Here is a 23787-nt window from a genome sequence, read left to right as displayed (position 1 = left end):
AAATGCAGAACACCAAGATACTGGTAGTCGATGACGAAACCTATATCGTTGAGCTGGTCAAGTTTAACCTGGAAAAAGAAGGATACAAAGTGGTTGTGGCCTATGACGGCCTCAGCGCCTTGCAGAAGGTCAAGAGCGAGATGCCCGACCTGATTATCCTGGATATCATGCTCCCCAAAATCGACGGGTTGGAGGTATGCCGTACTTTGAAACTCAACCCGGAGTACAACAGCATTCCCATCATAATGCTCACCGCCAAAGGCGAGGAATTCGACACCGTTTTGGGACTGGAGATGGGCGCTGACGATTATATCAAAAAGCCTTTCAGCCCCCGGGAGATGATAGCCCGGGTCAAGGCCAGGCTGCGCGCTTTGAAAATTCTGCAGGCCGAGAAGGCCATGGGCAAAAAGGTATATGTGTATAAAGATCTCCTGGTAATCCCCGAAAAGTATGAAGCCTTTATCGGTGAGAAGAAGCTGGAACTGACCCCCAAGGAATTTGAGTTACTGGGCCTGATGATCTCCAATCAAGGCAAGGTGTTTACCCGCGAAGCCTTGCTGGAAAAGGTCTGGGGCTATGAGTACTCTGGTGATACCAGAACGGTGGATGTTCACATTCGCCACCTGCGCCAGAAGCTCAGCGACGACTCGGCTTATCCGGATTATATTGAAACCGTCCGCGGAGTAGGTTATCGTTTTACTGAAGATAAATCGGTGATTTAGAGGTATTAAACATGGTTACATTACTGGATCAGCCTAAAATGCAAGCTATATTGACCAGCCTGGTCGAAGGCGTGATCATATTTGACCTGGACGGCCGGGTGATAGTGGCCAATCATGTCGCCGAGAGAATCTTTCGCACCGCCAGGGGCACCCTGGTAGGCAAGACCATGGAAACCATCAGCCCCAATAATGGCGAGTTGGTGGCCATGGTTGACGAAGCCCTGTTGGGGGGCAAAGAAACTTTTACTGAGACCATGCTGGGAACCCATAATCAGGTGTACCGGGTTCTGGTTCGGCCCATCAAGGACGAGCAAGGCCAGCTGGAAGGCACCGTAGTGGTTTTCCACGATATCACCGACATTCGTAATTTTGCCCAGGTCAGGTCCGAGTTTGCCGGCAACGTTTCCCACGAGCTGCGCACCCCTTTAACCTCCATCAAGGGTTTTGTAGAGACTCTTCTGGACGGAGCCATGGGCAATTCCGACACCTGCCGGCGCTTCTTGACCATCATCGACACCGAGACCGATCGTCTGAGCAGACTGATTGAGGATCTCTTGACCCTTTCTTCCATTGAATCCAAAGAAAAGCTGATTCAGCCCAAGCCGGTCGGCTTGGCCCGCTCTATCCGCTCGGTGATCAATATGCTGGGGCCGCAGATCAGTGAAAAGGATTTGATGGTTAAATTCATCTACCCGCCGGCCATGCCTGATGTGCATGCCGATGAAGACCTCCTGGGCCAGGTTTTGATCAATCTTTTGGATAATGCCATAAAATACACCCCTATCGGGGGAGTCGTGATCATTCGCTGCAAACAGCGGGAAAGCCGTATTATAATTACTGTGACCGACACCGGGGTGGGGATACCCGAGGACAGCATTTCCCGGGTGTTCGAGCGTTTTTACCGGGTGGACAAGGCTCGCACCCGCAGTCAGGGGGGCACCGGTTTAGGGCTTTCCATTGTCAAGCATATCGTGGAATCACATGGCGGGCAGGTGTTTGTCAAGAGTGAAGTGGGCAAAGGCTCCACTTTTGGAGTTTGTTTTCTGACTGTTTAGAGTCCCGGGAACCGGGAAGCAGGGAGTTGCGATTCATTGGGCATAGTCGAAAATCTACATAATATACAGCAAAAGATTGCAGCCGCCGCCCGGCGTTGCGGCCGCGACCCCCAGGAAGTCACCTTGATTGCGGTCAGCAAAACCGTAGGCTTAAAAGCCGTAGAGCAGGCCATGGCCCTGGGGCTGACCCATTTTGGCGAGAACCGGGCCCAGGAGCTGAAGCAAAAGCAGGGGCATTTCCCCGAAGCCCGTTGGCATATGATCGGCCGTTTGCAGACCAATAAAGTCAAGGACGTGGTCGGCACGGCGGCTTTGGTCCATTCCCTGGACCGCTGGTCTCTGGCCGAAGAGTTGGATAAAAGAGGCGGGTTGATGGGAATAGAGGTTCCGGCCTTGCTGCAGGTCAGTTTGGCCGGTGAAGCTCAGAAGACCGGGGTATTAGTTCCCGATATCGAAGAATTCTTGCAGTCGGTGGGGCAGTTGAAGTGGCTGAGGATAAAGGGTTTGATGACCATGGCTCCTCTTTCGGAAGATTCCGAAGAATCTCGGCCAATATTTAAAGAATTGCACGAAATTTATCGATGCTATAAGCGTAGGACTTGCCAGAATGTGGAGATGAGGCACCTTTCCATGGGGATGTCGCAGGATTTTGAAAGCGCCATAGAGGAAGGGGCTACCATGATTCGGGTAGGTACCGCGTTGTTTGGGGAGCAAAATCGTTAGTGAGCAAAGGGACAAGGAGGTAAGTAGAATGGGTAAACTTAACAAATTATGGAATTGGCTTGGTTTAGAAGCGGAGGAAGTCCAGGAGGAAGTCATCGATATGCCGGCAGTTCCCGAAGAAAACATGCGTAGTATTTCCAATGTGGTCAGCATACACTCCAATAAGACCATGAAAGTGGTGGTCTGCGAACCGGAAAGCTTCGATGAGGTGCAGATTCTGGCCGATCATCTGAAAAACCGCAAACAGGTAATCATGAACTTTGAAAATACCCCTAAAGAATTATCGCAGCGCATTCTTGACTTTGTAAGCGGCACCACCTATGCCTTGGACGGCAACAGCCAGCAGCTGGGCCAGCATGTGTTTATCTTCACCCCCAGCAATGTGGAGATTGCCAGGGACGCCCGGTCAATAATGCGCAAACATGGTTTAGGCAATATCTTCGGGGGTGATAAATAGTGCCCCAAAGACTGGCAGTTATCGGTTGCGGCAAAATGGCTTACGCCATACTCAAAGGACTTGACCGGCAGGCTTTTGCGGCAGTTTATTGCAATGATATCAACCCGGCCCGCAGCGCTTTGTTCGAGGCCGAGTTCGGAGCCGCGGCCTGCGCATTGTGCGAATCCATAGAGGCGGCCGATGTGATCATCCTGGCGGTCAAACCCCAACAGCTCGAGCAGGTCATGAAGGACAGCCTGGGAACCTGGAGTTCGGGTAAACTGTTGATCTCGGTTTTGGCCGGGGTCAAGACCGAAACCCTGGAAAAGGCCAGCGGCTGTAAAACCGCAGTCATCCGGGTCATGCCCAATACCCCCTGCTTAATCGGCCAAGGGGTATCGGCCCTGTGTGCGGGCAAGCTGGCTACGCCGGTGCAGATGCAGATCGCCCGGGATATTTTTGCCCAGTTGGGTGCGGCGGTAACTGTTGAAGAAAAACTGATGGACGCTGTCACCGCAGTCTCAGGAAGCGGCCCGGCCTATGTGTTTTTAGCGGTTGAAGCCATGATTAACGCCGCGGTGAATGTCGGCCTGGATGCGCCCCTGGCCCGGGAACTGGTGCTTGCGACCTTTAAAGGCAGCGTGGCCATGCTGGAGTCTGAAAGCCTGCATCCGGCTATACTGAGAGAACAGGTGTGTTCTCCTGCCGGCACCACCATCGCCGGGGTCAGGCAGCTGGAAGCCAACGGCCTGCGCAAGGCTTTCTTCGACGCCATTGAAAAAGCCTACCAGCGCTCCATAGAGCTGGGCAGACAATAAAAGACGGGAGAGAAAGAATTGAGCGGCTTATTAATCCAAATCGTCAATATCGCCTTCAGCGTATTAATCTGGATGGTGATTATACGCTGTCTGCTGTCATTTATACCCCATAATCCTTACCAGTCCATCATCCGTTTTGTGTACGAGGTCACCGAACCGATCATGGCCCCCTTCCGGCGCCTGGTGCCGATGCTGGGCGGGCTGGATCTTTCACCCATCGTGGTGGTTTTAGCTCTGGAAGTGGTGCGCTGGGCGGTTATCCGGGTCATATTGATGATATTCAGATTCTAACCGCCTGATCTAATAACTACGAATCATAAGAGCCGGTATCTGCCGGTCATTTGGTCATTTATCAAAGGAGTTGTCTTTTAAACTATGCGAGAATTAGAACTCCTGGCCCCAGCCGGAAAATGGGAAGTATTAGAGGCTGTGGCTGAGGCCGGGGCTGATGCGGTATACTGCGGAGACAAGCGCTTCAATATGCGCATGCTCAAACCCGGTATGAATTTCACCCCTGAGGAACTTCAGGATGCGGCCGCCTATCTGCATCAGCAGGACAAGAAATTATACATCACCGTAAACAACCTCTACTATGACCGCGAACTGAGCGAACTGCGCGGCTATCTGGATTTTGTGCAGGATATCGGGGCTGACGGCATGATCGTGCAGGATATGGCAGTGGTGGCTTTGGCCCAGGAAATGGGCCTGACCGTGCCCTTGCATGCCAGTGTACAGATGGGCGTCGGCAATCTGGCCGCAGTGCAGTTTTTGGAAGAGCAGGGTTTCACTCGGGCTATATTGTCCAAAAACCTCTCTCTGGCCGAAATAAAAAGCATTCACCAGAACTGCAGACTTTCCCTGGAATTCTTCGCCCACGGCGATCTGTGCATAGCCCATACCGGACAATGCTATATGAGCAGCTATCTTAGCGGCGCCAGCGGCAACCGGGGCCGCTGCATCAAACCCTGCCGCTGGGCCTACCGCCTCACCGGCGCAGCTGCCGACCCGAAAGAATTCAGCTACCACTTGGCCCACCATGACCTGTGTGTATATCCTTACCTGCGCGAATTAGCCCGGTCCGGGGTGCGCTCCTTTAAGATCGAAGGGCGCATGCGTGAAGCCGGGTATTTGACCAGCATTATTTCAGTTTACCGCCAGGCCCTGGACCGCATCATGAGCGATCCTGAAGCCGCCCCGGATCCGGAAGACCATCAATTGCTTATCAACCACCGGCAGCGCGATTTCACCCTGGGCAATCTCCTGGAGCGTCCCGGTCGGGAAGCGATCGGGCTGGATGGTTCGCGGGAGCCCTTTTTCCCCACCGAGGCCCGGCCTTTGTTGAGCCTTAAAGCTGAAGACTATCAGCCCCAAACGGTGCTTGCGCCCTGCCAGACGCAACTGCGGGTTAAAATAGGTTCTCTGGATCAAATGCGCGGACTGCTGGGCAGCGGGGTCAAAGAACTGATAATAGGAACGGAAAAGATGCGTCAGGAGGGCTCCAATTGGACCCGGCAACAACTCAAGACGGCCTTCGACCTGGCTGCAGCGGAGGATATCGGACTTTTTGCGGAAACCCCCCGCATCATCACCCAGGATAACCTGGACCCGCTGCGGAAAAATCTAAAAGCCTGGAGTCAATTTCCCTGGCAGGGGGTCATCGCTAATGAATACGGGGCATGGAAGCTGGCCGGAGAGATGGATATGGCGGTGGAAGCCGGGTATGGCCTGAATGTCGCCAATTACGAAACCGCCCATTGGTTGTTGAACCAGGGGGCCGCACTCGTCACCGCCTCGCTGGAAACCGACCGGGACAGCCTCCGGGCATTGGCTGCCCTGGGCGAAAAACTGGAGGTTCTGGTGCAGGGGCCGTTGTGCGGCATGATCACCGACTACTGCCCGGCCCGTTCCTGGAGCGATGATAGCGCGGCCGACTGCAAGATTCACTGCTTAAAGACCGGCTACGCTCTGATGGACTGCTACGAACAGGCATTTAAGATCAGAACCGACTGGCAATGCCGCAACCATATTTATTTCCCCTATGATCTGGCCTTGTTCAACCACCTGCCGGGTATGGCGGCGGCCGGCATTAAACGCTTCCGTATTGACGGGCAATTCTATCATCCTCAGCTGTTGCGGGAGGTGGTAGAAATCTATCAACAGGCCATAGCTGACATGGCGCAGGGAAAGCGGCTAGAACAGCCTTCCTACCTGCAGCTTATAGAGCTGTTCCCGGATGGACTGACCGCCCGGCGCCTGTAGCGCCGCCTCACACCAGCGCGCAAGCGGGGATGGTTCTTGACTCGCGCCAAAATAAATAAGTATGAGTATAAAATGAGGAGATGTTGAAACCCCGGGTATTCCACGGGGGTTGCACCAAATAGAAAAGGAGGGCTGCCTAATGATGACGTCCATGGAGATACGCAGTCAGCAGTTCAACCGCAGCATGCGTGGCTTCAAGGAGGAGGAAGTGCGCAATTTCCTGGCCCTGGTGGCGCAGGACTATGAGAAGTTGTTCCATGAAAACGCCACCCTGCGCGATCAAATTCAGCGGTTGGAATTTGAGATCAGCAAATACCGCAAGATGGAAGAGACCATGAACAACAGCCTCATTCTGGCACAGCAGACCGCCGAAGAATTAAAACAGAACGCTCACCGTGAAGCGGCCCTGATGCTGAGTGAATCCAAACAGAAAATTTCCGAGATGCTCAACATATACCAGGATGTGATCAAGCGGCTCAATATTTACAGCGCTGAACTCAAAGCCCAGTTGGGCGGGCAGATGGAAATGCTGGACAAGAGCCAGAAGCGCTTTGAAGACCTGGCCGGCTTTTTCTACGGCAAAGACCTCAAAGAGATGATGGAGGGTCTGGAGGCTATCAAGATGGAGGTAATATAGGTTGCTCAATATAATTGAAACCCGGGAAGGCCTGCGCCTGGAGGTCCTGGTTCAGCCGCGCTCCTCCAGGAATCAGATCGTGGGTGAATTCGAGGGGGCTTTGAAAATAAAAATCACCGCACCACCAGTGGAAGGCGAAGCCAACCAGGCCTTGGTGGCTTTTTTATCCCAGCGGCTGAAGCTCTCCAAAAGCCAGGTGCACCTGGCCAAAGGGGAATCCTCCCGCCATAAAACCGTGGAGATCAAAGGCCTGAACAGAGAGCAGCTCCTGGCTAGATTGGGATTAGCTTAGGATTATCAGGGGCAGCCATCCATTAAGCCTCTCAAAATAATCACTTCAACTTTTGCTGTTTCAGGCAATTTTTCTCAGCCCAAAAACTGCTTGTCATCTTGGCGGTTAGCCGTTATAATCAAAACATAACAAACATGATAAACATTATCCACTTTAAGCAACAGGAGCAGAGAAAATGCAAATCACCAGACAGGCCGAATATGCCATTAAAATAATGCTGGAACTGGCCAAGAACCCGTCCGGGGAAGTGTTGGCCAGCAAGCTCATAGCCGATCGGCAGGGGATACCAGAGGATTTTCTCAAAAAAACCGTGCATCTGTTGTCGCTGCAAGGTCTGGTCGTTACTCAGCGTGGGGTGCAGGGCGGAGTGCGCCTGGGCAAACCCGCGGGCGAGATCACCATAGCGGACATCATCGCCGCGGTAGAAGGTCCCCTGGCCCTCAATGTCTGCCTGGAACCGGGTTATGATTGCCCCAATCAGCCGACCTGTCCGGTGCACCGGGTTCTGGCCAGAGGGCAGGCTGCGCTGCTTCGGGAACTCAACCGCGAATCCCTTTTAGATCTGTTAGCGGACAACCCGGAATAAAAAATTTTACTCTAATTGTGGATAATAGTACTCAACAAAATCTTTTATAGGAGGATGACAAGATGTTCTGTAATCAATGTGAGCAGACAGCTAAAGGCGGCTGTACCGTCAAAGGAGTATGCGGCAAAAGCCTTGATGTAGCAGCCTTGCAGGATCTGCTGGGGCATGCCCTGCAGAGCCTGGCGTCCGTGGTGGAAAAAGCCCGTCCCACGGGTATGGACCTGACCGAGGCGGATCGCCACTTCATGCCGGCCATGTTCAGCCTCTTGACAAATGTCACCTTTGACCCGGTGCAGATTACCGCCTCGATTACAACTACAGTGAAGCTGCGGGACGGTCTTACGAAAGAGCTTGAGGCCAAAGGCATCAGCCTGGATGGAGCCATAGCATTTGAGCCGGCTGCCACCTTGAGCGAGATGATCAAACAAGGCGAGGAAGCAGGGCTTATCATTGACCGCCAGGCTAATCCGGACATTCGCTCTCTACAGGAAATTCTGCTCTATGGACTGCGCGGGATTGCGGCCTATGCCTACCATGCACAGATCCTGGGACAGGAAAATCAGGAGATCTATGAGTTCATGACCAGGGCTCTGACCACACTGGGGCACAGCCAGATGGAACTGGGCGAATGGGTGCAATTAGTGCTGGAATGCGGACGCATCAACCTCCTGGCCATGGAGGCTCTGGACCGCGGTAATACCGAACATTTTGGCCATCCCACCCCGACTGAGGTGCCCTTGGGACACCAAGCCGGCAAATGCATTCTGGTCTCAGGCCATGACCTCAAGGATTTGGAGGATATCTTAAAGGCCACCGAAGGCAGCGGTATCCTGGTTTACACTCATGGTGAAATGCTGCCGGCTCACGGCTATCCGGGCCTGAAGAAGTACCGGCACCTGTACGGGCACTACGGAACCGCGTGGCAGCATCAGAAAAAAGAATTTGACCTGTTCCCGGGCCCCATCCTGATGACCACTAACTGTTTGCAGGAGCCTGCAGAAAGCTATAAAGGACGTATTTTCACCACCGGACCGGTAGGCTGGCCGGGGGTGGCTCATCTGCCCAACGGGGTATTCGGGGACATTATTAAAGCCGCTCAATCCGCACCTGGTTTTGCCGAAGATGAAGAGGGTAAGAAGGTTATGGTCGGTTTTGCCCGGCAGACGGTTCTGAGCGTAGCTGATCAGGTTCTGAAGGCAGTGGCTGACGGCAAACTGCGCCACGTCTTCCTGGTAGGGGGCTGTGACGGCTCCAAGGGGAAGCGCAGTTACTACACCGACTTTGTGGCCCAAACCCCGCCCGACACCCTGGTATTGACCCTGGGATGCGGCAAGTTTCGCTTCTTCGATCAGGAACTGGGCAGCATCGGCGGCATTCCGCGCCTGCTGGACGTAGGACAATGTAATGACGCCTATTCGGCCATACAAATCGCAGTTGCCCTGGCCGAGGCTCTGAACTGCGGGGTCAATGACCTGCCTCTTTCACTGGTGTTATCCTGGTATGAGCAAAAGGCGGTCTCGATACTGCTGACCCTTTTGTACCTGGGCATCAAAGATATTCGCCTGGGGCCCAGCCTGCCTAATTTCGTCAGCCCCAACGTATTGGGGGTCTTGGTGGAAAACTTCGGCATCCAGGCGGTAGGCGAACCGGAACAGGACTTACAAGCCATTTTAGGCTAAGCGCTGAAATAAATATTGGCCGCGGCTGATCAACCCGGGGCCAACTTCAATATAATTCTTCTTCCCTGCTGGGGCGGGCTGACCGCCCCGGGGGGCTTTTTCCACATCTTGAGTAAAGGAGTGAAGCTCATGAACAAGCAGCCTGATCAAAAAATTCTAAACGGCGCCGCTGCCGCCGGACTGATCGAATATCAGGAGCAGTCCGTGGTCAGCCGCACACTGATAGCCCGGCCCACCGGAACCGTAACCCTTTTTGCTTTCGATGCCGGACAGGGCTTGAGCGAGCACAGCGCACCGTATAATGCCCTGGTGTATATCCTGGACGGGAAGGGCGAGGTGACCGTTTCCGGGGCGCCCCATCAGGTATCAGCGGGAGAGGTCATCATGATGCCCGCCGGAGAGCCGCACGCCCTGCACGCTCCGGAGAGATTTAAAATGATGCTGGTCATGATCCGCTCCTGAGGCCGGGTATAGGCTACAGGCAGCGAATCCGGCCGGATGAGTCCCGTCCCCTGTACAGGGGTGGACTCTTTAAAATGCGGAGGGTTATACTGTGAAATGGAGCGAGGAAGCTCAGCAAGCCCTGGAGAAAGTGCCCGGGTTTGTACGCAAAATGGCCCGGCGCGCGGTCGAGCAAGAGGTGCGCAAAAAAGGAGCCGATACCGTTGAGCTAAGCGATGTCACCGCAGCGCAGGCCAAATACCTGGGCTACATCGGAAAGGAAGCCGATGCTTCCAAAACCCGGGTGGCGGTGGTGCGCTGCGAAATTGTATCCGAGGTCTGCCCCGGGGTGGCCTGTTTGAAGTCCTTCAACCGCCGGGAAAGCCATTTCAAGGACTACCCGGGCGATATAGAACTGGTGGGGTTTTTTACCTGCGGGGGCTGTCCGGGACGGCGGGTATTTCGCCTGGTGGACAGCTTAATGCGCTATGGGGTGGATGTGGTGCACTTATCGTCCTGCATGCTCCTGGAAGAGGATTATCCACGCTGCCCCCATGTCAAACAAATAAAAAAGACATTGGAAAGCAAAGGCCTCAAAGTAATAGAAGGAACCCATCATTAAAAACCCGGGCGCTTAGCGACGCTGCCTGGCGCAAGCCGGGAAGGTTTTCTGGCTGGCGTAAACGAGGTGCGTACAGAACCCAAACGCAAGTGAGAACGGTCTTGCCTTGCGCAAACCGGGTGAGCGCATGACTCCGCCCGAGCTATTAAACGGCTTTGTTGGCCTGATTAAACCGCATTTCATAAAGATCCCAACCCCCGATTGGGAATACTACAAGAAATTCTGCCAGGGAGGTAGATGAGATGGCGAGAACAGTTATAAAGATTGATGAAGAATTATGCAACGGCTGCGGCGAGTGCATTTCACCCTGCGTGGAAGGCGCTCTGGCGCTGGTAGACGGCAAGGCCAAAGTAATCAGCGCGGAGCTTTGCGATGGAGCCGGAGTGTGTATAGGGGCCTGCCCGGTAGGAGCCCTGTCTTTGCAACGAAGGTCAGATGCAGTGGAGATCCCGGAAGATATCGGCCGTGACCCGGCAGGGCAGGAACTGTTGCGCTGCCACCTGTGCCGGCACAGCGAAGCCGAACACTACCTCTTGCAGGTCCGCAAAAATGGGGAGAGCCACTGGGTTTGCACCCGATGCCTGCCCGGCCTGATCCACGGTTAAGCCGGTCTGCCGTCCCCGCGACATGCGGCGGGGGCTACTTGCGGGCGATGAGGATAGCGATCAGCATGGCCAGGAGAATCAGCAGGGCCCCCAGATAAGCGCGCGACGAGAGCACTTCACCCGCCCACCAGTAGCCCGCAACACCGGCAAACACCGGTTCCATGGCAAGAACTACTGCGAAGCGGGTAGGGGTGCTGTATTTTTGCATGGCGTTCTGGATCAAAAAGGCCAGACTGGTGGCGAAAATGGAAGTGATCAGGATGGCTTTGATCACCGGGACGGTCAGAACGATCCGTCCGGGCTCGACTACCAGGCCGATGGCCAGGCACAAAATCCCCACCGTAAATATCTGCACCGCGGTGATGGCTGTGGCCCCAAAATTGTGGGAGTAGCGGTCTACCAGGATGATATGCACCGCGAAGCCGACCGCGCAGCCTAGCACCAGCAGATCGCCGTACCCGGGGCGGAAAGAGCCCGCCGGAACTGACATCAGGAAAAGCCCCAGGGCAGCTGTTGCGGCGCTGAGCAGTGTCGACCAGTGCGGCACAGAGCGCTCCAGGAGATGATACAGCAAAGGCACCAGAACCACGCTCAAACCGGTGATAAAGCCGGCGTTGGAAGAGGTGGTGTACTGCAACCCCACGGTCTGAAAAATATAGCCCACAAATAAAAAGAACCCGATGAAAATACCGGTCAAAACAGTCTGCTTATTTATTTTGCGCAGGTGCCCAAAGCTGAGTAATACCAGGACCAAAAAAGCCAGGAGAAAACGTATCCCCAGAAACATAAAAGGTCCGATATCAAGCAGGGCTTGCTTGGTGATAACAAATGTGGCGCCCCACACCAGTGCCACCATCAACATGCCCAGATCAGCCTGAAGTCCTTTATCAAGCCTTTTTAACAAATCCTCATCCCCCAACTCTTTTAAGTTAGCACTATATAAACCGGGAAGCAACACCCGAAAGCAGTGCGATGTCAAGGCAGCCCCGATACAGACTGAAGTCGGGCCGAGTGTTCGTCCGGCGCTGCTAATCCAGCGGCATGAACAGCCTCGAACGTCTGAATTCCGCTTGAGAAAAAGAAGTTCAGCCGCTCCCCAATGTAAATTCCTATAATCTCCTGAGGCAAGATTGTTGCCATAGAGCCCGGCAACCTCCCTGTAAGGCTGTACTGAAACCTGATAATCCCCCATTACACCCTGTAAATTTTTGGCGAAAAATTGTATGATAGATAGTGGCGAAATCAAATCCCCTAGCTTGGGGAAAGCTAAAGCGAAGCCATTTGAGGGGGCATTGCCATGTGGCTGGTTGCCATCTGCGTAATAATTGGATTTGTACTCAGCAAGCGCTTATTACGCTGGTCGGACCGGATGATACGCGTCGGACTTTATATTTTATTGATAGCCATGGGTATGAATCTGGGCAGAAGTGAGGAAATCATGCGGGCTATTCCCATCCTGGGGGCCCAAGCTCTGCTTTATTGTCTGGCCTCGAGCCTGGTGAGCGTGCTGGCGGTGTTTCTTTATGAGCGGCTTTTCATCCACCGCTTCATCCGCCGCGGAAAACCCCGCGAACGTTCAGGCCTGGGACGGGAAGCCTTTCTGATCGGAATCATCGCCTTATGCGTCATCCTGGGGGTATTGAGCGGAAAATACTGGATTACCATGCCTGCCAATCTGGCCGGTGTGCTTTTCAACCTGTCGCTGGTAATTATCTGCACCGCTATAGGGGTGACCATTCGCGGTTCACTGCATTTCATCACCCAGACTAAAAAGATATGGCTGTATGCCATGGTGCCGGTCATGGTTACTATCGGCAGCGTAGCGGGAGGCCTCCTGGCCGGCCTCTTCACCGGGCTCGATCCGGTGGACTCTGCAGCCATCGGCGGGACGATGGTATTCTATTCCTTCGCTTCGGTGGTCATCACCCATCAATCCGGCGTCGATATCGGCCTCCTGGCCCTGCTTAGCAACATACTGCGGGAAATCCTCACCTTTGCGGCAGTTCCGTTCTTGTCCCGCTTTTCAGAATTGTCTGCTTTTGGGGTGGGAGGGGCTTCCACCATGGATGTGACCCTGCCGGTTATCAAACGCAGTCTGCCGGAAGAGTACACCCTTTTGGGAATCTTCAACGGAGTGGTTTTGTCTGTAGCGGTGCCGCTCCTGCTTATGCTGCTTTATGGCCTGGCCTAGCCATTCCTTATAATGATAACGGGCGGACATATCAGCTGCCGCCCTTTCCTGGCAGACCTGACCGTTTTCACGGCCGCTCTATTCCCGACACAGTCTGTCGCCTGTGCATGGCGATATTGACCTTGTCACCTTGTTGTAATCTTATGACCTCCCTTGCTCACAAGCTCCGCCCCAACACGTTCCCAACCCTATAGAGGCCCGCCAATTCCAACATTTCGACGACGCCCAATATGCCTGCGGCGCCCTTAAAGGCGGCGAATAATCGGCATGAAAATTTCAGTGTCCGCCTTTACTGCATTTACCTTCTGGCGAAAAACCCTTTTTGTTGTCGAGCCGGGTAGTTACATGTATAATTAACTTGTCTGTTGAGATCGTGGGAAACCCAGAAAACAAAAGAGGGAGATGAGGAGAGCATGAAAAAGCACTTAAAACTGTTGTTGGTTGCCATGCTGGTCTTTAGCCTGGCAGCCGTGGGCGGATGCGCCCAGAAAGAACCCGCACCCCAGCCGGGGGCCCAAACCCCTGCTCCGGCAAAAGTCCTCAATGTCGGCACCCAAGCTACATATCCGCCTTTCGAATTTGTGGACAAGGCCAGCGGTGATTTCATAGGATTCGATATGGACTTGATCCGGGCTATCGGTAAGGTTCAGGGTTATGAAGTCAAGATTCAGAGCATGGGCTTCGACGCTTTGATTCCATCCTTGCAGGCCGACAAAGTGGATGTCACTATTTCGGCGCAGTCCATCACCGAGGATCGCCTGAAAGCCATTGATTTCAGTGATCCCTATTTCAAAGGCGGCCTCATTGTAGCGGTACGCGCTGACAATACCACCATCAATAAATACGACGACCTGGCCGGTAAAAAACTGGCTGCTGAAGTAGGCACCATTGGAGCCGCTGCTTCCGAGAAACTGAAGGAAAAAGACCCCAAGACTCAAGTGCGTATTTTTGACGGTATCGGTGAAGCCTTTATGGAACTGGAAAAGGGCGGGGCCGAAGGAGTTATCAATGACTGGGCGGTCACCGATTATTATATGCAGACCGACGGCAAAGACAAGATCAAAGTGGTGGGCGAGATCTTCCAGGCTGATGATCAGTACGGCATCGGCATCAAGAAGGGCGATGCCGAGACTTTGCAGATGATAAACGAAGGTCTGGCCAAACTCAAGACCAGCGGAGAATTCGATCAGATCTACAAGAAGTGGTTCAGCGAGTAAGAACAGACTCATTGATGCCTGAAAGTGCGAGAGGCTTCTCGCTCTTTCAGGCATCTCGTTGGGAAGGAGAAAACAGCCAATGGCCATAACGCCATATCCGATGTTGTTCGGTGCCACGCTATGGGAGAAATTAACCGCTATTAATGGCTTTAACGTGGTTGCTTCCAATTGGGCATACTTCATTGAGGGCGGCCTGGTAACTCTACAACTGACGGTTTTGTCCGTTTCTGCGGGCATGGTGCTGGGACTCATTATTGCCTTAATGAAGATGTCCCGTTGGCGGCTTTTGAGTTCAGTAGCCGTCATTTATATTGATTTCTTCCGCGGGACCCCTTTATTGGTGCAAGTAATGCTTTTTCACTTCGGCATCTTGCCCATATTTATTGATAGCGGGCCATTTTTATCCGGCGTTATCGCCTGTTCGCTCAACAGCGCCGCCTATGTGGCAGAAATCGTGCGAGCCGGCATTCAGGCGGTGGACCGGGGGCAAATGGAGGCGGCCCGCTCGCTGGGCATGAACGGCAGTCAGGCGATGCGTTACGTGATATTGCCGCAAGCCTATAAAATTGTGGTTCCCCCCATGATCAATGAATTCGTCATGTTGTTAAAAGACACTTCACTGGTTTCGGTGATCGCAGTTATGGAATTGACCCATCGCGGCAAACTGCTCTATTCCACCACCTATGAAGCGGCCTGGGTGTGGGGCGCTGTCTGCGTGGTATATTATATAATGACCAAGACCATCGCCATGATGGGGGACTGGATTGAAAGGAGACTGGCGACAGAATGATAGAAGTCAAAGGCATTCACAAAAATTTCGGTCGCCTGGAAGTCCTAAAAGGCATCGATTTCCACGTCGCAGAGCGCGAAGTGGTCTGTGTGATCGGGCCCAGCGGCTCCGGAAAAAGCACTTTGCTGCGCTGCATCAATCAACTGGAAACGGTTCAGCAGGGGCACATATTCATCGACGGGGTGGAGGTCACCAACCCCAAGACCGATATCAACGCGTTGCGCCAGCAGGTGGGGATGGTTTTTCAGCTTTTCAACCTGTTTCCCCATAAAACCACCCTGGAGAACATCACCATGGCCCCCATAATACTCAAAGGCATGCCCAAAGAACAGGCTGAGGAAATCGCCATAGGCCTCTTGCGCAAAGTGGGTCTGCCGGATAAGGACCACGTCTATCCCGCCCAACTGTCCGGGGGACAAAAGCAGCGGGTGGCCATCGCCCGGGCCCTGGCTATGCATCCCAAAGTCATGCTGTTTGACGAGCCTACCTCCTCGCTGGATCCGGAAATGGTAGGTGAGGTATTATCGGTCATGAAAGACCTGGCCCATGAAGGCATGACGATGGTGGTGGTCACACATGAGATGGGCTTTGCCCGCGAAGTGGGGCACCGGGTGATATTTATGGACGAAGGGATTATCATGGAGGAAGGCTCACCGGTCAACATCTTTGACAATCCGCAAAACTCCCGTACTCAGTCCTTCCTGAGCAAGGTTCTGTAAAGCAAATTAATGGAAAAGGCATGGGGACGGTTCTTTTGCCTGCCGAAGGCAGGCAAAAGAACCGTCCCCATGCCTCAGGTGAAAGAGCATGAATCGTAAAAGAACCCAAAAAATTTTGGATATTCTGCAGGATGCCTATCCGCAGGCGGGAACCAGGCTGAATTTCCAAAGCCCTTTTCAGCTCTTGGTAGCGGTGGTTTTGTCTGCGCAGAGCACTGACGAGCAGGTTAATCAGGTCACTAAAAGATTATTCAGCCAATACTCCACCCCGCAAGGGATGGCATATCTGCCGATGGAGGAACTGCAGGAGCTCATTAAAGGAGTGGGCCTGTTCCGCAACAAAGCCCGCCATATCAAAGCCCTGTCAGAAATCCTGATCGAAAAATACGGCGGGGAGGTGCCGCATACATTTGAAGAGCTTATCGAACTCCCCGGGGTGGGGCGCAAAAGTGCCAATGTGGTTATGGCGGTGGGGTTCGGTCTGCCGGGTCTGGGGGTGGATACTCATGTCCACCGGGTCAGCAACCGGCTTGGACTGGTTGATGCCAAACAGCCCCATCAAACCGAAGCTGGCCTGAAAGCTCAGATTCCCCGCCAACGCTGGGGTCAGGCCCATCACCTCTTGATAAGCCACGGGCGGGCGGTGTGCAAAGCCCGCTCCCCGCAATGCAGTTTCTGTCCTCTAGAATCGATGTGCCCCAAAAACATCGACTGACATTCCCGGGACACAAGGGGACCGTCGACCGTCTCCATTATCAACCTGCTATTTTGTCAAACCAGTTGCGTTCAGAAAAACACTGGAACGGTCCCCGCCGCTTGATCAGCGGCAAAAACCGTCCCGTGTTCCCCCCTATTTCCCTCTATTCCCTCGGGATATAAATATGCCACCGGTTATTTCACCAGTGGCGGTAGCTCTCGCAGTATAGCTCAATGCATGCGGTCAAGGAATGAAATGCTGCTGGTCTTTGTCACAAATGCAACCGGTCTAACCGCAGCTTTTTAATCCCGGAACCGAATCTGCTGTCCTAAAGGATTACCCGGCGAAAGCCTTGAACCGGGACAGCGGGCCATGAAGCGAAGATCTGCGTATTGAACCCCAAACCACCAATGATTAAATGCTTTAACAAGACCCTCCGCGCGGGTCTGAGCTGATCTCGCTATTCTCCTCCCAACAGCTAATGACTTGAAGGTGATTTCCCGATTAAGATAGGCTGATTAAAGTCATAATGAACCGGGATTCTCTAAATATCTCTATGATTATACTCATTATAGCATAGTGAAAAAAAAAACAATATACTGCGCGAACATTACAATAACGTAAGAAAAATACGAACGAAGGCAGCCAAAGTCGACAAAATATAAATAATTTGCAAAAAATGCTGAAATAAACCACGAATGCAGTTAACGGAAACCATACGCATAAGACAGGGCAAAAGGCTCAAATGGCCATAAACAGCTGAAACCTCACAGCTTAATCTCTGACTTGATACGTAAGAAGAATTTTAATAATAGTGTAAGCCTAAACTAAATCACTGTTGCCAAGTGTCTTTTTTCAATAATTTTTTTGACTGGGTAAAGAATTGAAGCTTTGAAGACTGAGCATCAAGTATTGGTATATGATTGCGGCAAAAAGCGGCAATAGCATGTTGCCGAGAAATCGAGTGGAGTCATCTTAAGGTGGAGGTGTAACGTATAACTCTCAGTATAATAGCACCGCCCCACGGCAAGAATCGATATATAAATTTTCACAACCCCGAGCAGTGGTGGGGATGCTTCCCAGCAGCCCTCTTTGCGGATTGCTTGCTAGCCACGAGGGGATATGCTACAATAAATTATTATTTTCGGTTTAACCATGATAATAAGCGGCTGAGAACGGGACAGTAATCGACTTGGTTAAGGTTGAGCGAGGCCGGGTGGGTGCAAGCCGGCTCCTCCCATTTCGACGAAGATCACCCGGGAGCCTTCAACCCGAACTTATAGTAGGTTTGAACGTCTGCTCGCGTTATAGAGCGGAAAAGCGGTGTCTGCGGCTGGGCAGGCGCTAGATGGGTGGTACCGCGGAAGAGGCCTTTCGTCCCTGAGGATGGAGGGCTTTATTTTTCCCGCGGCCTCCCGCCAAATCGCCAGCAAATTAAGACTTGAGGTGAATCACATTGGCAAAAGGTAAGTATGACGCAACCCTGAATCTTCCCCAAACGCAGTTTCCCATGCGGGCCAATCTACCCACCCGGGAGCCCGAAATCTTGGATTACTGGGAAAAGACCAGGATTTATGAAAAGGTGCAGGACAAAAACGCCGGCCGGCCCACTTTTATACTGCATGACGGGCCGCCTTATGCCAACGGGGACATTCACGTCGGCCACACCTTGAATAAGGTATTGAAGGACATAATCGTCAAATATAAATCCATGTCCGGTTATGATTCGCCTTATGTGCCGGGGTGGGATACCCACGGGCTGCCCATCGAACAGCAGGCCATCAAGGCCCTGGGCTTGGACCGTCACCGCACCGATGTGGTGGAGTTCAGAAACCACTGCAAACAATATGCCCTGAAATATTTGGACATCCAGCGCCGCGAGTTCAAGCGCCTGGGGGTCAGAGGCGACTGGGAGCACCCCTACATGACCCTGGACCCGGTTTTTGAATCCGTACAGATTCAGGTCTTCGGGGCTATGGCCAGCAAAGGCTACATTTATAAAGGCCTCAAACCGGTGTACTGGTGCGGCGACTGCGAAACCGCCCTGGCCGAGGCCGAGGTGGAATACGGAGACAAGGTGTCGCCTTCGATTTTTGTAAAATTCCCGGTCAAGGACGGCAAAGGAGTGCTGCCTGAAGACGCTTTTGTGGTGATCTGGACCACCACCCCCTGGACCCTGCCGGCCAATACCGGTATTTCCCTGCATCCCGATTATGAATATGTGCTGGTTCAGGCCGGCAATGAAAAATACCTCCTGGCCAAAGGCCTTTTAGAGGAGGTCAGCCAAGAGCTGGAATGGCAGGATACCAAGATCTTGCAGGAATTTGCAGGCAAAGAACTGGAGCTGATTGTCTGCGCCCATCCCTTTTTCGAACGCGACTCCCTGGTGGTCTTGGGCGAGCACGTCACCCTGGAGGCCGGTACCGGATGTGTTCACACCGCTCCCGGCCATGGCGAAGAGGACTTCTATGTGGGGAAAATCTATGGTCTGGAAGTGATCTCACCGGTTGACAACAGCGGCCGCTTCACCGCTGAAGCCCAGCAATTCCAGGGCTTGTACGTACACAAAGCCAATGATGCGGTTATTGAAGAACTGACCCAGCGCAATATGCTTTTAAAGAGCAGCCGGATCGAACATCAATACGCCCATTGCTGGCGCTGCAAAAACCCCATCATCTACCGCGCCACCGAGCAGTGGTTTGCCTCCATTGACGGGTTCCGCGAAAACGCTTTGCAGGCCATCGATGAGGTGCGCTGGATCCCGGCCTGGGGACGGGATCGCATCTACAACATGGTGCGCGACCGCGGAGACTGGTGCATTTCCCGGCAGCGCACCTGGGGTGTGCCTATCCCTATTTTCTATTGCGATGACTGCGGCGAGACGGTGATCAACGATGAGACGATAAACAGGATCTCCCAGCTCTTCGCCCGGCACGGCTCTGACATCTGGTTCATCAAAGATGCGGCCGAACTTCTGCCGGAAGGCTATCAATGCAGCGGCTGCGGCGGAACCCATTTCCGCAAGGAGACCGACATCATGGATGTGTGGTTCGACTCCGGCTCCAGCCATATGGCGGTCTTGGACACTTATAAGGATCTCAGCTGGCCGGCTGACTTGTATCTGGAAGGCAGCGACCAGCATCGCGGCTGGTTCAATTCCTCGCTTTCCACCGCTGTGGCAGTGCGGGGCGCCGCTCCTTACCGCCAGGTTTTGACCCACGGCTTCACGGTAGATGAACAAGGCCGTAAAATGAGCAAATCCCTGGGCAATGTCATCGATCCCCTGGTGATGATTAAAGAGATGGGGGCCGACATCCTGCGCCTGTGGGTATCTTCGGCCGATTACCGCAACGATGTTTCGGTTTCCAAGAACATCATCAAACAGAGCGCGGAAGCGTATCGCAAGATCCGCAACACCTGCCGCTTTATATTGAGCAATCTGTACGACTTTGACCCGGCAGCAGATCAGGTGGCTTATGAGAACCTGACCGACCTGGACCGCTGGGCCTTGCTGAAAATGGATAAACTGGTGCGCCGGGTGACCAATGCCTATGATGAGTACGAGTTCCATGTGGTGTTCCATGCCATCCACAACTTCTGCACCATCGAACTGAGCAACATTTACTTTGATATCCTTAAGGATAAACTGTATTGTTCCAATCCGCAGGATCCCCAGCGCAAAGCGGCCCAGACCGTTTTGTACCGGCTCATCAACAATCTGGTGGTAATGCTCACTCCGGTTCTGGCCTTCACCACCGAGGAGATCTGGTCCTACCTGCGCCGCGAGGGGCAGCCGGAAAGCGTGCAGCTCCTGGAATGGCCGCTGCCTGATGACAAATATCAGGATGATGCCCTGGAGAAACGCATGGATATGGTATTGAGCGCCCGCGAAGTGGTCACCAAAGCCCTGGAAGAAGCCCGGGCTCAAAAGGTGATCGGTCATTCCCTGGGAGCCGCCATCACCATTTATGTAAATCCGGCCTGGGAACAGGTTTTTGCCGGTATGGGTGAGATCGAGAAAATGTTTATCGTGTCCAGTTGCCGGGTTGTACCCGAAGAAGCGCCGCCTGCCGCGGCTGTGAGTCTGGAGCATGTTTCCGGCCTGGCGGTGGAGGTTCAACCCGCGCCTGGCGAAAAATGCGAGCGCTGCTGGATAATCGACCTTACCGTGGGAAGGCATCCCGGGCATACCACCTTATGCCGGCGCTGCGCAGAGGTCATCGATAGTTTGTAATCGAGGGCGGGGCGGTCAAGCATCGCCCCTGACCATAAATACAATCAAAAGCAGGAGGACGCTATGGAAGAAGGCAACCGCTTGATTATCACCGTCCTGGGACATGACCGGGTCGGGATCATCTACGGAATTTCCGGGGTGTTGGCCAACACCAATGTAAATATCCTGGACATCAGCCAGACCATACTGCAGGGATTCTTCACCATGGTGATGGTGGTGGATTTCTCCCACAGCACCGTGGATTTGGCCCAGCTGAAACAATTGCTGGATCAAAAAGGCCAGGAGCTGGGCCTGCAGGTTACAGTGCAGCATGAGGACATCTTCCGTTACATGCACCGCATCTAACGAATCACGGGGACGGTTCTTTTGACTGGCCAGGAGACAAGAAACGGGGATATAGCGCTAATGTGCGGGGACACACCCCGTTTTGGGTAATGTCCCGGAGTACTGGGAATGTTCCCGCTTATTGCTTCATTTACGACTTAAAAAATGACACAAGGAAAACTCACCGGGTGTCATTAAGGAGGGCGGATATGCCGTTTAAAGTTAGTAAAGAGGAAATATTGGAAACCATCAATATGGTGCAGGGCCAGAACCTGGACATACGCACCATCACCATGGGCATAAACCTGCTGGACTGCCGGGAAGAGGACGGTAAAAAGACCGGCCGGCGGGTTTATGACAAGATTACTCGTCTGGCCCGGGATCTGGTCGGGGTCGGCGAAGAAATCCAGCGGGATTACGGCATTCCCATCATCAACAAGCGCATCAGCGTAACCCCCATCGCCATGCTGGTCAACGGCCTGGGCGAAGACGATATCTTCGCCATCGCCCTGGAGCTGGACCGGGCCGCAGCCCAGGTTGGGGTCAACTTCCTGGGCGGCTTTTCAGCCCTGGTGCACAAGGGCTACAGCAGCGGCGACTACAATTTGATGCAAACCATTCCCCGGGTTCTGGCCGCGACCGAGCGGGTCTGCTCCTCAGTCAACCTGGGGACCACCAAGTCGGGCATAAATATGGATGCCGTCTATGATATGGGCAAGATCATCAAGGCCACGGCCCAGGCCACCGCAGACCGGGACGGCCTGGGCTGCGCCAAACTGGTGGTGTTCTGCAACGCAGCCGAAGACAACCCCTTCATGGCCGGGGCTTTCCACGGCCCGGGCGAACCTGAAACAGTCTTGAATATCGGTATCAGCGGCCCCGGGGTGGTGGCCACGGTGGTAAAAAACAACCCCGGCTGCGATCTGGGCGAACTGGCCCATCTCATCAAAAACACCGCATTTAAAATCACCCGCACCGGCGAACTGGTGGGGCGGGTAGCCTCCAAGCGCCTGGGGGTGCCTTTCGGCATTCTGGATCTGTCTTTGGCCCCCACTCCGGCGGTAGGAGACAGTGTGGCCGATATCCTCGAAGCCATGGGCCTGGAACGGGTGGGCGGCCCGGGGAGTACCGCCGCGCTGGCCATGTTGAACGATGCCGTCAAAAAGGGCGGAGCCATGGCTTCATCCTATGTAGGGGGTCTTTCCGGGGCCTTTATTCCGGTCAGCGAAGATGCCGGCATGATACGGGCCGCCGCCGAAGGAGCCCTGAGTATTGAAAAGCTGGAGGCCATGACCGCAGTATGCTCGGTAGGACTGGACATGATCGCCATTCCCGGCGACACCAGCGAATACACCATTTCGGCTATAATCGCTGACGAAGCCGCCATCGGCATGATAAACCGCAAAACTACGGCAGTGCGCATAATTCCCGCACCGGGCAAAAAGCCCGGGGATTGGGTGGAATTCGGCGGACTCTTGGGACGCGCACCGGTGATGCCGGTGAACAACTGCTCTCCTGCGCATTTCATCGCCCGTAAAGGCAGAATCCCCGCGCCTATCCATTCGCTCAACAATTAAAAAGCGTATTGAAGCCGCTCAACCTGGAATAATATATATATAGGTGAGGAAAGTGAAGAAAAATGACCAGGATGTACAGGTAGAGCTGCTTCTGAGATTAAACCGCAAGCTGGAGGAAATGGCTGAGACTATGCACAAAATCGGGGTGGCGGAGTACATTGAGATGCTGCGCCATCCCCGGCGGCTGTTCTGGATCAACTTCTGGTCCGGGGTGGCCCGGGGACTGGGCATGGCCATAGGATTTACCATTCTGGCCGCATTGGTGTTGTATCTGCTACAGCGCGCCATTCTTCTCAATTTACCGGTAATCGGCGATTTTATCGCCGATATCGTACAGATTGTGCAAAAACAGTTGGGGGTCGATTAAACGGGTTTGTAAAATAACCTGAAGGTGAGGAAAGGCCATGAACCAGATTGATTATTACCAGGCTTTATTATCCAGAAAACAAGATATCGAGGAGCAGATCGTGCGCCGGCGTGATATTCTGCAAATGCCTATGTCAGAATACCTGGACGAACTGTCTCTTTACGATCAGCACCCCGGAGACCTGGCCAGCGATACCTATGAGCGCGAAAAAGAAATCGGCCTCCTGGAAATGCTGGAATTTGAACTGGAGAAGGTCAATGATGCCCTGATGCATTATCAAAACGGCACCTACGGGATCTGTGAGCAGTGCGGCCAGCCCATCGAACCGGCCCGTCTGCAAAGGGTGGTCAATACCACGCTCTGTGCCCGCTGCGCCCGCGAACACAGTCACAACTACACCCGCCCTGCCGAGGAGGACGTGATCAGTCCGGGCCGGATGTTCGATACCGCTTTCGATATAGCTGGCTACGACCATGATGAATATCGCAATACCTTGCACAACCCGGACCCGGATTGAGCGAGGCACAAATAAGTTTAGCTTTACTTAAGATGAGAACGGGTACGGCTGGAGCCGGATTGAACGCGGTGGGCAGGCTTAGAATAATTTAAGACGAGCACCTTGGATTTGACGGGGTGCAAGTTTAGAAAGGCTGGGGCGTAGTTTAAAACGAGCGCATATGCCGGGGGTGCCGCTGTAAAGTCTCTAGACTCCGGGCTCAGTTGCCAATAATTGCCGGCCCCGTTAGGCTGATGAACGGGCCGTCAATTTTTGAACAATCCGGTCTCCTAAAGTGTA

Annotated in this window: 25 protein-coding genes and 1 other annotated feature; of the genes, 24 read left to right on the top strand and 1 reads right to left on the bottom strand. The window is 53.6% G+C overall.

Going from position 1 to position 23787, the window contains the following annotated elements; genetic code table 11:
* Positions 1–2 precede the first annotated feature (2 nt).
* From B2633_RS01105 to B2633_RS01040, 14 genes are all read left to right on the top strand, one after another.
* Positions 3–722 (top strand): response regulator, encoded by a 720-nt coding sequence (locus B2633_RS01105; RefSeq protein ID WP_481038288.1) that lies wholly within the window; start codon positions 3–5, stop codon positions 720–722.
* Between the two features lie 11 nt (positions 723–733).
* On the top strand, positions 734–1777 hold the full coding sequence (locus B2633_RS01100) for a sensor histidine kinase (RefSeq protein WP_481038289.1): 1044 nt from the start codon (positions 734–736) through the stop codon (positions 1775–1777).
* 36 nt (positions 1778–1813) lie between these two features.
* A complete protein-coding gene (locus tag B2633_RS01095) occupies positions 1814–2500 on the top strand; it encodes a YggS family pyridoxal phosphate-dependent enzyme (RefSeq protein ID WP_483168691.1) in 687 nt (228 codons plus the stop codon).
* 28 nt (positions 2501–2528) lie between these two features.
* Positions 2529–2957: a cell division protein SepF gene (locus B2633_RS01090; RefSeq protein WP_481038291.1), complete on the top strand. Its 429-nt coding sequence runs from the start codon at positions 2529–2531 to the stop codon at positions 2955–2957.
* Positions 2957–3754, top strand: a complete 798-nt coding sequence (gene proC, locus B2633_RS01085; protein WP_483168690.1) for a pyrroline-5-carboxylate reductase — start codon at positions 2957–2959, stop codon at positions 3752–3754. Before B2633_RS01090 ends, proC begins: the two co-directional genes overlap by 1 nt.
* 18 nt (positions 3755–3772) lie before the next feature.
* Positions 3773–4045: a YggT family protein gene (locus tag B2633_RS01080; RefSeq protein WP_483168688.1), complete on the top strand. Its 273-nt coding sequence runs from the start codon at positions 3773–3775 to the stop codon at positions 4043–4045.
* 84 nt (positions 4046–4129) lie between these two features.
* On the top strand, positions 4130–6013 hold the full coding sequence (locus B2633_RS01075; RefSeq protein WP_483168687.1) for a peptidase U32 family protein: 1884 nt from the start codon (positions 4130–4132) through the stop codon (positions 6011–6013).
* A gap of 139 nt (positions 6014–6152) precedes the next feature.
* Positions 6153–6650, top strand: coding sequence for a DivIVA domain-containing protein (locus B2633_RS01070; protein WP_481038295.1), 498 nt, complete (start codon positions 6153–6155; stop codon positions 6648–6650).
* Position 6651: 1 nt separating this feature from the next.
* Positions 6652–6942, top strand: coding sequence for a DUF167 domain-containing protein (locus B2633_RS01065; RefSeq protein ID WP_481038296.1), 291 nt, complete (start codon positions 6652–6654; stop codon positions 6940–6942).
* Positions 6943–7117: 175 nt separating this feature from the next.
* On the top strand, positions 7118–7528 hold the full coding sequence (locus B2633_RS01060) for an RrF2 family transcriptional regulator (protein WP_481038297.1): 411 nt from the start codon (positions 7118–7120) through the stop codon (positions 7526–7528).
* Between the two features lie 62 nt (positions 7529–7590).
* Positions 7591–9207, top strand: coding sequence for a hydroxylamine reductase (gene hcp / locus B2633_RS01055; RefSeq protein ID WP_483168686.1), 1617 nt, complete (start codon positions 7591–7593; stop codon positions 9205–9207).
* 129 nt (positions 9208–9336) lie between these two features.
* Complete coding sequence (locus tag B2633_RS01050) at positions 9337–9669, top strand: cupin domain-containing protein (protein ID WP_483168685.1); 333 nt, start codon at positions 9337–9339, stop codon at positions 9667–9669.
* Between the two features lie 91 nt (positions 9670–9760).
* Positions 9761–10270, top strand: coding sequence for a CGGC domain-containing protein (locus B2633_RS01045; RefSeq protein WP_483168684.1), 510 nt, complete (start codon positions 9761–9763; stop codon positions 10268–10270).
* Between the two features lie 242 nt (positions 10271–10512).
* Complete coding sequence (locus tag B2633_RS01040; protein WP_483168683.1) at positions 10513–10875, top strand: ATP-binding protein; 363 nt, start codon at positions 10513–10515, stop codon at positions 10873–10875.
* Positions 10876–10909: 34 nt separating this feature from the next.
* Here B2633_RS01040 and B2633_RS01035 read toward each other — a convergent pair whose 3' ends face one another.
* Positions 10910–11779, bottom strand: a complete 870-nt coding sequence (locus B2633_RS01035) for a DMT family transporter (RefSeq protein ID WP_483168681.1) — start codon at positions 11777–11779, stop codon at positions 10910–10912.
* A 393-nt stretch (positions 11780–12172) separates the two neighbouring features.
* On the opposite strand from B2633_RS01035, the gene B2633_RS01030 reads away from it, so the two are divergent.
* From B2633_RS01030 to B2633_RS00985, 10 genes are all read left to right on the top strand, one after another.
* Positions 12173–13066, top strand: a complete 894-nt coding sequence (locus B2633_RS01030) for a LysO family transporter (protein WP_481038303.1) — start codon at positions 12173–12175, stop codon at positions 13064–13066.
* 413 nt (positions 13067–13479) lie between these two features.
* On the top strand, positions 13480–14283 hold the full coding sequence (locus B2633_RS01025) for a transporter substrate-binding domain-containing protein (RefSeq protein WP_483168680.1): 804 nt from the start codon (positions 13480–13482) through the stop codon (positions 14281–14283).
* A gap of 79 nt (positions 14284–14362) precedes the next feature.
* Positions 14363–15073, top strand: coding sequence for an amino acid ABC transporter permease (locus B2633_RS01020; RefSeq protein ID WP_483168679.1), 711 nt, complete (start codon positions 14363–14365; stop codon positions 15071–15073).
* Positions 15070–15792 (top strand): amino acid ABC transporter ATP-binding protein, encoded by a 723-nt coding sequence (locus B2633_RS01015; RefSeq protein ID WP_483168677.1) that lies wholly within the window; start codon positions 15070–15072, stop codon positions 15790–15792. Before B2633_RS01020 ends, B2633_RS01015 begins: the two co-directional genes overlap by 4 nt.
* 88 nt (positions 15793–15880) lie before the next feature.
* Positions 15881–16507 (top strand): endonuclease III, encoded by a 627-nt coding sequence (gene nth / locus B2633_RS01010; RefSeq protein WP_483168676.1) that lies wholly within the window; start codon positions 15881–15883, stop codon positions 16505–16507.
* 1144 nt (positions 16508–17651) lie between these two features.
* Positions 17652–17874: a binding site (T-box leader), on the top strand.
* A gap of 125 nt (positions 17875–17999) precedes the next feature.
* A complete protein-coding gene (gene ileS / locus B2633_RS01005) occupies positions 18000–20723 on the top strand; it encodes an isoleucine--tRNA ligase (protein WP_483168706.1) in 2724 nt (907 codons plus the stop codon).
* Positions 20724–20786: 63 nt separating this feature from the next.
* The gene (locus B2633_RS01000; protein WP_483168675.1) at positions 20787–21068 is read left to right on the top strand and encodes an ACT domain-containing protein; all 282 of its coding nucleotides are present in this window, start codon (positions 20787–20789) and stop codon (positions 21066–21068) included.
* A gap of 188 nt (positions 21069–21256) precedes the next feature.
* Positions 21257–22624: a DUF711 family protein gene (locus tag B2633_RS00995; protein WP_483168674.1), complete on the top strand. Its 1368-nt coding sequence runs from the start codon at positions 21257–21259 to the stop codon at positions 22622–22624.
* Positions 22625–22676: 52 nt separating this feature from the next.
* Positions 22677–22991, top strand: a complete 315-nt coding sequence (locus B2633_RS00990; protein ID WP_483168673.1) for a DUF5665 domain-containing protein — start codon at positions 22677–22679, stop codon at positions 22989–22991.
* A gap of 37 nt (positions 22992–23028) precedes the next feature.
* Positions 23029–23508, top strand: coding sequence for a TraR/DksA C4-type zinc finger protein (locus B2633_RS00985; protein WP_483168672.1), 480 nt, complete (start codon positions 23029–23031; stop codon positions 23506–23508).
* The last annotated feature ends 279 nt before the right edge of the window (positions 23509–23787 follow it).

It is taken from the genome of Syntrophomonas sp. UBA1041 (genome assembly GCF_002316705.1).
Lineage (GTDB): Bacteria > Bacillota > Syntrophomonadia > Syntrophomonadales > Syntrophomonadaceae > DTU019.
This window is presented reverse-complemented; position numbering and strand designations above follow the sequence as displayed.